An 11,984-nucleotide genomic window follows, 5' to 3' on the forward strand; every position below is an offset into this window, starting at 1 on the left:
ACAATTTCTTTTTTCGTTCGTGAAATATTAGTCAACAATAAAAAGAAACCGTTTTAAATTGAAATCAAAAGACAAAGATAGGAACTAAATCGATTAGTTCCTTTGTTGAATCGTAAGTATAGTCAGTTATTCAAAATCTTATCTACTTATCTCGTGCTACTTGAACAGCTAGTTCAAAATCAGTCATCATATAATTTTCATCTAGGCGGATGAGACCATAGTACTCATTCCAAAATAGCGAATCACTGTTGCTGGACCACTTTAATCCATACCATAGTTGAGTGACATCACTTGTATTTGATGGCGGAATTGACCATAGATGCTTCTTGAAGGTTTCTTGAACAAGAGAAACATCCAGTCGTGTAGTCAAGTCAAGTTCATTTAATTTGAAAGTAATAGAATGTTTTTTCGCTGCCTCAATACTGTCCTTGTTAAATCGAACCTGAATAACCTTAGAATCTTCTATAGCCACATCATGGTCCTCAGCACCGTAAAAGGAAATACTGCCCAGTACTATGCCATCTTTTGCTAGGAGATAGGGAGCGTAAGGAACAGCATTGCTATCAAGCCTGAAGCCTTTTTCGATGGTAACTGTTTTATCTCCAGGATACTTTTGGAAACTGTTACTTGTCAGGAGGTCTTCATAATCGCTACCACCATCGCCCTGTCTTACATAGATGTCAAAACCAGCATCCATCAGCTCACTGGCTTTAGTTTCAGCTAAAATGATTTTACTTTCATTAATTTGTAAAATCGGTGCTTGAGGTGGCAAACCAATCGTGAGATTAAACGTGACTCCTACTAGAAAGACCATCAAAGTTATAAGGAGGGCAAGCATAGACTTCCCAGTTCGTTTTCTTGCATTGAAAAGGGCCATTAGAGCAGGTAGGAGGATCATTTTGGCTAAAATAGAATTCCCCACACCGCCTCTATTTAAGGTCTGAAAGGCAAAGATCCCTGCGATGACAATCAGGGTCAGGTAGACCAAAATCTCGCCTAGACCCAGTTTTTCTGTTCGAGTTTGTTGATTTACAGGAGTTTCGTACAATGACTGCCCATTCTCTTTCCTCTTTTTTAGAAAGAGATAAAAGCCCAGACCAAGTAGCAGATTAAAGATTGCAAAAACTATTAAAGTACCTATTATCGCCGTTCTAGCCATGGCTCTCTACTCCTTTATGTTCTCTCACAAATCTTATCTTTCTCTTTAGTACCCAATTCCCAATCAATAAAACCAGCAAGAAGAAGGGGCCGCCTTCTATCAGCACAATGGGTAAAGCCACTAGAGCAATCATCAAAAAACTAGCTTTCTTTTGACGCCAACTACCGCCCCATTCACCGTTTATCAGTACCCCCAAATAGTCGATGTAGTCAGTAAACCAAGTCAAAAAGGGATTTTGAAAATCATTGAGCCTTAGGTAAATGAACATAGCAGAATTTAGAAAAACATAAAGAATTCCAAGGACTAGAATAATCTTTTGACTAGTTCGAGTAGCCTCTAAAACGATTTTTTCTCTGTTTTCTGGTTTTATTTCCTTAAGACTTGGATTCTTACAAGAGAGTTTTTCAAATCTATGGTCCAGAAATCGGTAGAGATAATATTTTTTTATATCACGCTTCATAAAACCCCCAATCTAGGAAAGACACTCAATTATAAATCATGGTTTAAACATCTAATTTCAAGGAATTTCCTTCCAAATAGACGGCTTTTGACTCAGTGATTTTGATTTTTTGATCTTCTGAAAAGCCAATGGTTTCACCGTCCTTTAAGGTGACATCACTGCCTAAAACATACTGAAGAATAGACAGGAGGAAATAATATAAGTCATCGCTATTCATAGGAGACTCGATAATTTCAATCTCAGTTCTTCCAAACTCTTTCAAACCATAAGTGTAAATACTAGTTTTATCTCCCTGGTTGATAATTCCCATATAAATCCAGAGTTGAAGGGGAAGCATTTCTTCTTTCAAAAGGTCAGCCAGGTCTAGATAAAGATCTTTGGGTAAGAGCAAGGTGGTAGAACCCTGATAAATACCAATAGCTGATTGACTAGTTTTTAAGATAGAGGCATTGACTTTAGTTAATAGGGAATAAGTTTCTACTGGCGAAAGATTGTCAGACAGGATAGAAACAATGGCGTGTTGTGTGTACTCCTGTGTTTCCTTCTCAACATCCTGCCAGAGGTAAGAATAGGCATACAATTCTTCAAATTCTTGACTTGGGATAGGCAAATCCATTAAAGCCAACGCAACGAGAGCACCATCAATCACAAAGGTTGCACTAGAATCATCCCCAGAAACTTCAGAAATTTCAAGCGCCCAGTGAGATTTCAATTCCTGAACGACCTGGTCTAAAGAATAGGCCTGCTTGCCTTTAAAGAGGGGCATGGACAAGATCAGTTGTTTTTTCTTCTCTGACTTTTCTTTCTTACTAGAAAATAGATTTTTCAAAAAATTCATAGGACTTCTCCTTTTTCTCATATCAGTTGGGAAGCAAAGCTATCTTGCTTAAAGTGAGTCGTCATACCAAGTTTCCTCATCCTCAAAACCGTAGAATTTCTCAGCAAGTAGCCAATTTCCATCCACAAATCTAAGTACAAACTGATGCTTCATTTCTAAAGCTTCTTGATAATGGATGATGACTCTTGCTTCTTCAGCTTTTGTCATGATAAAATCTACAGAAAAATCATTCGTTTGAACATAGTTATACTCACTTGGGGAGCCATAAGAATTTCGAACTCCTCCTTCCAAGCATTTTCGAGTCACTTGTCCAGTCATAAGTTGGATTTGTCTATGAAAATAGTCATCCATAAGATCATTCCACTTTGGATGAACTTGATTTGCTGGGATGCTAAGGGCTTCTTTTTCCTTATCCAGTGCTCTGTTACGCTCAAAAATTTTCTCTTCTAACAAGGTTAAACTTTTGAGTAAATCAAGCAAGGGTGGGATGATTATTTCCGCCATGGCTCGATAGTTTTCAGGGTTATTTTTATAGTTCACTCTCATGATTACTCTCTTAACTTTCCTGGATTAATTGCTTTACTTCTATGTCTGAAAGTTGTCCATCCATGTAGAGTTTCCTAAGTAAATCTTTATCTACGGTAATTTCATAATAGTCAGTCACAAACTCATGAAATCTCTCAAAGCTATCAAAAAGGTAAGAGAGCAACCATTCTCCGCCATCCTGATCTTGGTAAGTGTGTTGATGCGCGTGACCGTCATACCAGATAAAGAAGGTTGTTTCATCTTTTTGTTCTTCTGAATAAAGTGAGACATACTTTTCATCCAGTCCTTTATAAAAACTATCGATGATATCTTGATTCCACTCGTCAGCAGCAAACTGGCTTAAACTACTTTCATGATCAAAGCCTTTTATAAGGATCATTTTATCAGTCAAAATTACATCTAAAGAATCACCAGAGCCATTGTCAATAAGATATCGGACTCCATAGTCTTCCTCAGTCTTAATCACAAGTCTGAGCCAATCCTCACTCGGATCTGTTAGAAACTCATCAATGACCAGCAAGGCATCTAAGCGAGTCTTTATCTTGTCCCAATTAATCTTTTTCATCTCTAAAAACCTCCATCTTATTTTTGCTATTTATCAAGATCACAAGCCCTATAACGAGCTGTTAGATAGCCTGAAAAGCTAATCTGAGGGATATTCCACTCATTAGGCAAATAAATGGAACAATCTACCTGATCACCTAGAGGGGAACTTGCTGAGAAGACATATCTTCCCAAATCCTCATTATTAAGATTTCTTTCAACTTGACTCAATCTGCTAGTATTGAACCAGTCTTTAAACAGTAGCCAGATTTGCTCGGCATCTTCTTTAATAGGGGGACTTTCAAATTGTAGATGATTCCGACTCTACATCTTTTTTTGAATCCTGACTCATCAGCCTTACAAACTTTTATGAATCCCTTATCATACTGCCAGTTATCACTATCTAATAGGGGAAATTGAACAGATAGATTGTCTTTAAATCCCTGCATAGTATCAAATAAATCTTTGGAGGCAGCTTCGAATAATTCTAGTTCTTCCATAGTCTTCTCTTTAATTTTCATAGCTAATCACATTTCGATTTAAACTGCATCAACCCAGATATGGTATTTTTGACAATGTAGACATCTAAACAAATAACCACAGATAGGCCCGTCTTTGACCAAGTAGTCTTCTAGCTCTTGATATTCTTCACGCGCTTCATAGTCTTCCAAGACTTGCTCAGCGATTCCCATATCCTTCAATTCTCGAGTTCCAACTGTACCCAGGTAAGCACAATAATCTTGGCAACAAGAAAGCCAATATTCTCCCTGCCAACTAGAGTAGCCTGGGGTCTGACAAAAAAGCAGCTGATTCTTTTCTGGATCCAATTTACCCTGCCACTCGGCATCTTGGATAAATTCTGCATCGAATTTTTTAGCTGCTTGACCATTTGCAATACAAAATGGACAAAGGTTCTCTATGTTGTCAATACAATAAGGGATCAAGTCATAATAAATATTGCTTTCTTTCCCACAAGATGGACAAAGCTTGGCTTCTCCTTCAACAAATGAACCTGTAGCTAAGGGATCTGGATGATAGAGAAAATGTGGCAAAGACTGTAATAACTCCTGACTCTGCTTTTTATCTTCTTTTCTTAGGGGACGAGGAAGGGCATAACGATCACCATGACTCTGATTCATTTCTTGTAAACGGCTCAGTTTCTTTTTCTGTTTTCGATCTGGTTTATCTAAGATTTCGGTAAATAAGCTATAGGCACTAGTGTAGAGACCCAATTGTTCATAGAGGTCAACTAAGACTTTTTTAGCTTCTAAATCATCAGACTTAGCTAATTCATCAGCCAAATCATAGAGTGCCGCAACACTTGAAGGCTTTCCATCTTTAGCATGGTATTCCCTTGTCCGGGTGATATATTCTTGTAAATATGGATTCATCTGACTACCTTTTCTTACATGGATAAATTCTGATTAACAAATGGTGACGAGGACAATACCATTTAAGCCTAACATTGCTTTATATAAATCTTTCATTTCATCACCTGATTTTAACCTCTTATTGTCAGACAGTTAGTAAATTTCATACACAAGCTCTCTATCAACTTGAAAATATTTGTCGAATTTCACTAAAAGATAAAGGGAGCCAGCTGGAGAGACACCGGCATCATAACCTAGAGCAAATTCGCCATAAGAACTACTTTTATCCAAGATTAACTCCCTTAATTCCAGTTCTGTAACTGCTTTATCAGGCCAATTATCATGGATAACCTTTTGAGCTTTTTTATCAAGGTGTTCCAAGTTTCTATATAAACTAGTCATCAAATCATCTGATAATAAGACCAAATCCTGTTCACAGTAACCTGTAAAATAAATATTTATGTCTTTATTTAGATATCGCCCTAGAAAATAGATCCCCGAATCATGTTTTTCCCAGCTTATTCCCTTCCATAATGCCAATAAATCTTCTTTGTTCATTTATTACCTCAAGCAGTTTTATTCTTTTAGGAATGTTTAATAAACTTTCTAACAAATAGTGACCAGGACATTTCCATTGAGCTCCAGAATCTTTTTGTAAAACTCTTTCATATTTACAAAACTGATTCGAATTTCATCCTTGATTTCTTCCTCTTCCTCAAGATAATCCCAAATATCAGGATACAAGTCGGCTTTCTTGCAGGCTTCCATACTAAAGTCTTCCAAGGCTCTGTGCATGTCAAAACTTTCTAGAGCTTCTATGATTTCGGCTATCTTATTTTTTTCAGTATAGGCTATGTACTCAGACACTTCTTCTAAAGGAGTCACTCCTAAAACCGCTTCTCTCAAGGGATTGTCATCCAAAAATTCTGAACTACTAAATCCTGTCAAGACAAAGACCAAGGCATCCCACATTTTGTCAATATCTAGTAAGATATCATGACTATCAGCGGAATCCTCTGCAAAATCTAACAAGTCATCTTCTTGATTGGAAAGACCTTTTATTTGATCTAATTCATCGTCTGGTAAATATTGATAATTGGCAATCATTCCCATGATTTTACTCCTTTGAATCAGTTAGTATTATACGGATCTTTCTAGCTCTATTTCCCTAGAAAATGCTATAATGGAGCTAAGAAATTGTTTTATTGAATGTTAAATAGGGGGAAATAGTAATGTTCACTAGTATTGTTTTGGGTTTTTATGCTCTTTTCTTTCTATCCTTGTCCTTTACTATCTATCTCTATATCAGACTTGTAGTTGCGGTCAGACAAGGGAAAGATGTCCCAAAATGGATCTATAAACTCGGCCATGCCATTCAAGGTAGAATTCACGTTGACTATGAAGAAATCACAGATGCTAATGCCCTTAAAGAGATTCATTGGTTCTTGCTGATCTATTTAATCGTAAATCTACTGGTATTGGCTGGCTTCTACTATCATGGCAATAGCTTTCCGCAAGCAATTTATGAATGTTTGAAAAAACAATTTTTTATCGTACTTGTTAGTATGGTTTTAAAAAGTATTGGTAAATTTATTGTACTAGCTATAAGAAAAAACTTTCATAACAGTCATGCTTATGCATCAACCAACGCTTTTGTCGGGACAGCCTTTTTAACGAGTTATGTTTTTATGTTTTGCATGATGATGAGTGGTCTTCCAGCTCAACCTGTTCCAGTAACCATTCAAGATACCACTGTCATTATCGGGGAGAGCAAGGCTTCCGAGCTTTTAGAGCAAGGTTTCACCTTCGAAGATAAAGGTGCAAATAGTCCTATCACCAATCCAAAAAACGACCATTTCTACTACGGCCAGCTTCTCGAAATCAAGCGTGAAGATCAGTCCTATGGTTTTATGATCCTTACTCCTACTGGCAAAGATACTGATCAACTCAAAAACTGTGTCATTACCTACTATAGAACGCCTAAGGATGCCCATCAATTGCAGGGAATTTCTATCAATCATGTCAGTTTAGCAAATCTCAAGCTCCAAGATTTTCAAACAAGAAAATTAATTGATATCTTTGAAGTCAATCCTGCTGATTACAATGTCGCTGAGACTGACTCGAACTACATCCTAACCATTCAAACGGCAGATTACGACCTCTGGAAAAGATACAGGATTGAAGCCAAGTTCAATTCAGATGGTTCCATAGATAGTTATGGTGTTAGAGCTCAACACAGTATGTGGGAATGATTGACCATTTTCCCCTTTATCACATAAGCATTAAACTGAAAAAACATCAGCGACAAGTTTATAGGTTTCGATGCGAAGGCCAGAAGAGCCCATATCTCTAGTGATTTCTTCATAAATATCTTCTAAATTTTGGGCTGGTGCTAGCATCCAAAGACTAAAAGGTCTAAGTTTCACCTGTCCAATTTTTTCAATATTTTCTAATAATTGCCCTAAATCTTTGTGATTGAACCAGCAATCTGTAACCAGAGCAAACTTTGTATTGTCCATCTTACAGGAGATATGACTGGTCAAAAAATCAGCGATTGTGGGCTTTTTTGTCTGTAAGAGGCGCGTGCAAGCCAGATGGTACTCAAGCTTTCTAGGACTCTGATCAACCATAGATACAAAGACAAGACCATACTCATCTTGGAACTTAACAGCAAGGAGATCCCCTTCTTCAAAGTAAGGTTTGCGTTTAGCTTTGGCTTTAGGAACCTTTAGAGGTCTAGGATTTTCAGTTTGCAACTGAAGTGCAAGTTTTTCCAAGACCTTTTGCCTTTGCTTCAAAGCCTTTGGATCTATTTCCAACCAAAATGGATCAGTCCCTTTTTTGATAAGCTCTAAGGTTTTATCTCTGATATCGTCTGTCAGGTGACCAATCTTCCACAACGAGTAGGCAAGAGTAGTCCAATAAATTTCTGTAAAAGAGTCTGTTTGACAGTAATCTTTTTCCGCATCGAGAATATCCTTGATGATATTTGCTACATGTTCACCATCTCTATAGCGACCAACTACCTCATTGTAAATGTCATAACCTTGATCACTGTCAATGATTTTAACGCCATCAATAGCCATACTCAACTCCTAATGCTCAATCAACATCTTATTGATAAATCTCAAAACTTATTTAATCTTATGCTTGTTCATTTTCTCTTGGAAAATATCTGTAAGAATTTGTCGCAATTCTTGAGCTTCCTTTTCAGGAAGTTGGCCTTCTTGTTCAGCTATAGCATACAACTCTGGATACTCAAGCGAGATTCTCTTAACAGTACGTGTAATGGCATGTTTTCTAACAAAAAATGGAATCCGTTTAATCATATCTTGAGGAATTAATGCGATAATCTTATCGGCAGTTTCCTTATCGTTAAGCTTAGAGAAAGTGAGTCCCTTTTTAATCATCTCTTGTTCTTTTTCTGTAAAATCTTTAATATCCATTGTGTCTCCTTATGAGTATTTTATTTACTTCTATTATACTATTTTTTTAATTGGTCGAATGAAAAATCTCTATAAATCCTCTCTTGCCCAAGAACAGAATCTGTTGTAACAGGTAGTTTTTTCAGCAACTCTTGGATATCAATATCTTTGGGAAGAGGATTCAATTCTCCCAGACTATTTTCCTGAAGATGTGCTGCAAAGATAAACTATCTCTTTTCCCAATCCATAGCACAATCATTGATAACATCCACCGGCGACAGATCCAGTAGTTCTTGCTCTTGCGATATAAAAGTTTCGTAGATAAACTCAAAAATAGCTTCCTTATCAATTTTTACAACTCTTAATGTATATTCATCCATGCTTGCTGTCCTCTAATCATATCAATTTAACTATCATTCGGTTGGTAACTTCTTATCCCACTCTTTAGGCAAATCATCCCCAAAATACTATTTTTAGAGTTGAACCCACTTATCATTATCCATAATAAAGGACTTCGCTAGATCTTCACCTGTATAGTTTTCGTATTTTGTATCTAGATATTTGTAGCAATCTTCCTTGGTTGCAAATTTGATAGCTTGATAAGGCTCCTCAAAGGTTAACTTTTCGACAAAGAGATAACCGTCCTCGCTTGGCACAAGTATGCCGACATGACCGATAAAGAGAGATTGACCATCCAAGTCATCATGAACTACAACAGACAGCATTCGAGCATTTTCATTAAACTTGAATTGAGAAAGGAACTGTTCCATCTTAGCAGCATGCACCTTAACATCTGTCGTTGCTTCGGTCTTGACTCTTGAGAATAAAATATCAAAAGCATCCTTGTCTTCTGCATCAAAGACCTTACCTCTGTCAATGGCATCATTATCGACAAACAAGAGAGAATCATCTTTCTCTAATTTAGGAATTTCGATAGAATTTTTTAATAAACAATAACTGTTAATACGACAGTTGGTACCGACAAAATCACCCTTTTTAGGAGCCCAAAGATTGCTTATCTTTTCAACATCATAGTCTGTTTTGGTAAATGTAGAAAAATCTCCAGTTAAGCCTACTGAACCGACAGTCGCGTTGTAATCATTGACAAGGTTGAAAAATGCATCGACACTATCTTTATCCAAATGTGCAGCCAAGGCTTTTCGAACTTCTTCTGAACTTTCTTTGCTATTGAGGTTGCTATAGGTTCCTTAACCACCTTAGTAGTTGAACTATTCTGTTTTTCCGTAGATTGGTTTTGGTTTGTACCACAGGCAGCTAAAGTAAAGAAAGCTAAACCACAGCAGCTCATTAATCTGATTTTTTTAGATACTTTCATAAAATATTTCCTTATTTACTAAGATTTTTCAGGTCGATTAGCTTATCTTATATTATAGTTCAAATTTATTTTAAGTCCAAGCATTTTGCTGAATAAAGTAGATTTTAAATCATTAAAAAGGAAGCTGGCACACAGCACGCTCCCTAATAAGTGAAATATCTATGAAATCTTTAATTTTAGTCACCTTTTAGCTGTACCTGTGTATGTGCTATAAGGTCACCTAGATGTCGCTTATCCTTCCTGAAAACCATCATTACAAGTAGGGCAACTGCGAGGAGAGTAGCTAAAAACGAGAGAATAATAGATAAGGAATCAAACTCACTATAGAAACCATGTATCGTGCCCATATGACCTATTTGCCAAGGAAAAAATTTAATGGTGTTTCTAAGCAAGCTAGCTTGCACTGTTTTTTTCTTGTAAACCAATTGAAGTCCTGCTTTCGCCTTCCCGAAACTCCCATTTTTTGTATAATCTAAGAATGTAAAAAGTAGAATGATTGGCAAAACAGAGGTAAAAAATACAAGACACTGCGACTGAATTTCTGTAAACTCTGGAATACCATTAAAAAAAATAGTGTAAAAAAGCATAGAACCCAAAAACAGAAGTGCTAAATAAGCTAGAATGAAAAGATAATCAAATAGTAATTCAATCATTCTTTTTTTAAACGAAATAGAATTAATTGCTAAAATCTTCCTCATCATCTCCTCCTTTGTTATCTACTATTCTTTTCAAAAGTTTTATTCTTTCGGTTGAGAATAGACCTCGATATGCTGACCTAGCACCTTGATTTCTACTGGTAGGTCATCAGATTTGTCACCATCAACATCCGTTTCCAACTCAACATCTGAAGAAATTTTAATATGTCGAGCTTTCAGATACTCGATATTGTCATTTACGACAACATCCCCTTTTAATAAATCAGGGATAACTGACAATTTTGTAAGGATTGAGGCATCTTTTAGTATCAAAATATTGGCATAGCCATCCTTGTCTTCATCAAAGATTTTTTTGTCAGCGAAATAATTTGTGAGGAGAACTAAAACATGACTGGCTGGGCCAATGTAATTACCATTATCAGTCTCAACTGTAATGTTAAATGCTTGATCTGTAACCACAGACTTCATGGTATTAATCGCATAGGCGAGCATACCAAACTTTGTTTTATCTTCTATCCCAACGTTGTGGATAGCTTCTGGCAAAGAGCCAATACTAAAGATATAACCAAAATAATTTCCATTTGATTTTCCAATATCAATCTTGTTTGTAGAACTGAAATCAAGCTCGTTAATAGCACTATCAATATTCTGAGAGATTTCTAATAGTTTCGTAATGAGATTTCCAGTTCCCCCTGGGATAATCGCCAGTTTAGGAATATAGTCTTTTTCAGCGATACCGGAAATTACTTCATTGACGGTTCCATCTCCACCAAAAACAAGAACAGCATCATAGTGCTCCTGAGAAGCTTCTTCTGCAAAGTTTGTGGCGTCTTGTGCTTTCTCCGTAATTTTAATTTCCACATCTTCAAAATAGTCTCTAGCTTTATTCTCCAGTTTCACCTTATAATCCAAGGCTTTTTCACCTCCAGATGTTGGATTGATGATTACCATAATTTTTTTCATTTATTGTTCTCCTGTCATTAGATTTTCTTACTTTAACTAACCATCTCAAGTTTGGTCCATATAAATTTTGATCGCTTGGTATTCCTGCTCTTTAGCATAGGCAAACACCTCTGAAGCTCTAATGTAATCAAAGATATTTTCCTCTAAATCTTCATCCCAGATCGATTCATGAAATATTTCATTCTCTTGACATGATTCATAGAAAATATCGAGGTGAACCTGATAAAACTCTTCATCTTCATTTGGAGCTTGCCTTACTAAAGATAGTTGAAACATTGGCTTATCAGATATAGCTGTAAATGTCCCTGTTTCAAATAAAATCATCTCATCCTCAATAGGCTCACGACACAAGTCTTCAAAGATTGCTACCATTTCCTCTAAGAGCATCTTATCGGTGATTCTTTCTCTTAAAAATTCAAGTGATTGCTTCATATTTTTTCTCTTTCTAGATGGTTTTCGTTCTTAGAATAATCTTATTAAAAAATTGAATCCCTACACCTTTTATTATACTACATAAACAGAAAAAAAGACCTAACCAGCGGGCCCTTACCTTTATCTCAGTCTAGATCTTTTTGATAATCGGAAAAACCTCTGTAAGGACGTCTATCCCAAAATTAATTCCCTGTACTTGGTAGTGATAGATTGGGGCTAAACAAAATTTAAAACTCACAGATACAACTTTCTTCTC

General features: G+C 36.4%; 15 protein-coding genes and 2 pseudogenes. 1 reads left to right on the forward strand and 16 read right to left on the reverse strand.

The genetic code is table 11. The annotated features are described in order from the left end of the window. Positions 1-142: 142 nt before the first annotated feature. From M1F56_RS02745 to M1F56_RS02785, 9 genes and pseudogenes are all read right to left on the reverse strand, one after another. Positions 143-1,159, reverse strand: a complete 1,017-nt coding sequence (locus M1F56_RS02745) for a hypothetical protein (RefSeq protein ID WP_247916790.1) — start codon at positions 1,157-1,159, stop codon at positions 143-145. Beyond that, a complete protein-coding gene (locus M1F56_RS02750) occupies positions 1,152-1,619 on the reverse strand; it encodes a hypothetical protein (RefSeq protein WP_247916791.1) in 468 nt (155 codons plus the stop codon). Before M1F56_RS02750 ends, M1F56_RS02745 begins: the two co-directional genes overlap by 8 nt. Before the next feature lie 43 nt (positions 1,620-1,662). Next, a complete protein-coding gene (locus M1F56_RS02755) occupies positions 1,663-2,457 on the reverse strand; it encodes a DUF4261 domain-containing protein (protein WP_247916792.1) in 795 nt (264 codons plus the stop codon). Between the two features lie 48 nt (positions 2,458-2,505). Then, positions 2,506-3,003, reverse strand: a complete 498-nt coding sequence (locus tag M1F56_RS02760; protein WP_247916793.1) for a hypothetical protein — start codon at positions 3,001-3,003, stop codon at positions 2,506-2,508. Between the two features lie 10 nt (positions 3,004-3,013). Beyond that, a complete protein-coding gene (locus M1F56_RS02765) occupies positions 3,014-3,568 on the reverse strand; it encodes a hypothetical protein (RefSeq protein ID WP_247916794.1) in 555 nt (184 codons plus the stop codon). Between the two features lie 26 nt (positions 3,569-3,594). Beyond that, positions 3,595-4,067: pseudogene (locus tag M1F56_RS02770) on the reverse strand (hypothetical protein). 18 nt (positions 4,068-4,085) lie between these two features. Beyond that, the gene (locus M1F56_RS02775) at positions 4,086-4,937 is read right to left on the reverse strand and encodes a CbrC family protein (RefSeq protein ID WP_247916795.1); all 852 of its coding nucleotides are present in this window, start codon (positions 4,935-4,937) and stop codon (positions 4,086-4,088) included. Between the two features lie 132 nt (positions 4,938-5,069). Continuing rightward, positions 5,070-5,474 carry a hypothetical protein gene (locus M1F56_RS02780; protein ID WP_001030857.1) on the reverse strand — a complete coding sequence of 135 codons (405 nt, stop codon included), beginning with the start codon at positions 5,472-5,474 and terminating at the stop codon, positions 5,070-5,072. 48 nt (positions 5,475-5,522) lie between these two features. Beyond that, positions 5,523-6,029, reverse strand: a complete 507-nt coding sequence (locus M1F56_RS02785) for a YfbM family protein (RefSeq protein ID WP_000525326.1) — start codon at positions 6,027-6,029, stop codon at positions 5,523-5,525. 119 nt (positions 6,030-6,148) lie between these two features. Here M1F56_RS02785 and M1F56_RS02790 point away from each other — a divergent pair, with 119 nt between their 5' ends. Then, positions 6,149-7,168, forward strand: coding sequence for a hypothetical protein (locus M1F56_RS02790; protein WP_000495209.1), 1,020 nt, complete (start codon positions 6,149-6,151; stop codon positions 7,166-7,168). Positions 7,169-7,198: 30 nt separating this feature from the next. Here M1F56_RS02790 and M1F56_RS02795 read toward each other — a convergent pair whose 3' ends face one another. The 7 genes and pseudogenes from M1F56_RS02795 to M1F56_RS02825 all read right to left on the reverse strand — a co-directional run bounded on the left by M1F56_RS02795 (position 7,199) and on the right by M1F56_RS02825 (position 11,728). Then, complete coding sequence (locus tag M1F56_RS02795; RefSeq protein ID WP_247916796.1) at positions 7,199-8,002, reverse strand: hypothetical protein; 804 nt, start codon at positions 8,000-8,002, stop codon at positions 7,199-7,201. Positions 8,003-8,050: 48 nt separating this feature from the next. Continuing rightward, positions 8,051-8,362: a hypothetical protein gene (locus M1F56_RS02800; protein WP_247916797.1), complete on the reverse strand. Its 312-nt coding sequence runs from the start codon at positions 8,360-8,362 to the stop codon at positions 8,051-8,053. A 206-nt stretch (positions 8,363-8,568) separates the two neighbouring features. Then, positions 8,569-8,721: a hypothetical protein gene (locus M1F56_RS02805; protein WP_247916798.1), complete on the reverse strand. Its 153-nt coding sequence runs from the start codon at positions 8,719-8,721 to the stop codon at positions 8,569-8,571. Between the two features lie 93 nt (positions 8,722-8,814). Continuing rightward, positions 8,815-9,677 (reverse strand): annotated as a pseudogene (locus M1F56_RS02810) (DUF4300 family protein). 176 nt (positions 9,678-9,853) lie between these two features. Next, positions 9,854-10,375: an RDD family protein gene (locus M1F56_RS02815; protein WP_009730133.1), complete on the reverse strand. Its 522-nt coding sequence runs from the start codon at positions 10,373-10,375 to the stop codon at positions 9,854-9,856. A gap of 39 nt (positions 10,376-10,414) precedes the next feature. After that, entirely contained in the window at positions 10,415-11,296 is an 882-nt protein-coding gene (locus M1F56_RS02820; protein WP_247916799.1) for a diacylglycerol/lipid kinase family protein, read from the reverse strand. Between the two features lie 45 nt (positions 11,297-11,341). Continuing rightward, positions 11,342-11,728 carry a hypothetical protein gene (locus tag M1F56_RS02825; RefSeq protein WP_247916800.1) on the reverse strand — a complete coding sequence of 129 codons (387 nt, stop codon included), beginning with the start codon at positions 11,726-11,728 and terminating at the stop codon, positions 11,342-11,344. Positions 11,729-11,984 lie beyond the last annotated feature (256 nt).

This window comes from Streptococcus oralis (assembly GCF_023109005.1).
Lineage (GTDB): Bacteria > Bacillota > Bacilli > Lactobacillales > Streptococcaceae > Streptococcus > Streptococcus oralis_BU.

Bases quoted from the DNA above. Each gene is read 5' to 3' on its own strand.
- M1F56_RS02775 (WP_247916795.1), bottom strand. From the start codon at position 4,937: ATGAATCCATATTTACAAGAATATATCACCCGGACAAGGGAATACCAT.
- M1F56_RS02790 (WP_000495209.1), top strand. From the start codon at position 6,149: ATGTTCACTAGTATTGTTTTGGGTTTTTATGCTCTTTTCTTTCTATCC.
- M1F56_RS02760 (WP_247916793.1), bottom strand. From the start codon at position 3,003: ATGAGAGTGAACTATAAAAATAACCCTGAAAACTATCGAGCCATGGCG.
- M1F56_RS02805 (WP_247916798.1), bottom strand. From the start codon at position 8,721: ATGGATGAATATACATTAAGAGTTGTAAAAATTGATAAGGAAGCTATT.
- M1F56_RS02795 (WP_247916796.1), bottom strand. From the start codon at position 8,002: ATGGCTATTGATGGCGTTAAAATCATTGACAGTGATCAAGGTTATGAC.
- M1F56_RS02815 (WP_009730133.1), bottom strand. From the start codon at position 10,375: ATGAGGAAGATTTTAGCAATTAATTCTATTTCGTTTAAAAAAAGAATG.
- M1F56_RS02755 (WP_247916792.1), bottom strand. From the start codon at position 2,457: ATGAATTTTTTGAAAAATCTATTTTCTAGTAAGAAAGAAAAGTCAGAG.
- M1F56_RS02820 (WP_247916799.1), bottom strand. From the start codon at position 11,296: ATGAAAAAAATTATGGTAATCATCAATCCAACATCTGGAGGTGAAAAA.
- M1F56_RS02765 (WP_247916794.1), bottom strand. From the start codon at position 3,568: ATGAAAAAGATTAATTGGGACAAGATAAAGACTCGCTTAGATGCCTTG.
- M1F56_RS02750 (WP_247916791.1), bottom strand. From the start codon at position 1,619: ATGAAGCGTGATATAAAAAAATATTATCTCTACCGATTTCTGGACCAT.
- M1F56_RS02785 (WP_000525326.1), bottom strand. From the start codon at position 6,029: ATGGGAATGATTGCCAATTATCAATATTTACCAGACGATGAATTAGAT.
- M1F56_RS02800 (WP_247916797.1), bottom strand. From the start codon at position 8,362: ATGGATATTAAAGATTTTACAGAAAAAGAACAAGAGATGATTAAAAAG.
- M1F56_RS02780 (WP_001030857.1), bottom strand. From the start codon at position 5,474: ATGAACAAAGAAGATTTATTGGCATTATGGAAGGGAATAAGCTGGGAA.
- M1F56_RS02745 (WP_247916790.1), bottom strand. From the start codon at position 1,159: ATGGCTAGAACGGCGATAATAGGTACTTTAATAGTTTTTGCAATCTTT.
- M1F56_RS02825 (WP_247916800.1), bottom strand. From the start codon at position 11,728: ATGAAGCAATCACTTGAATTTTTAAGAGAAAGAATCACCGATAAGATG.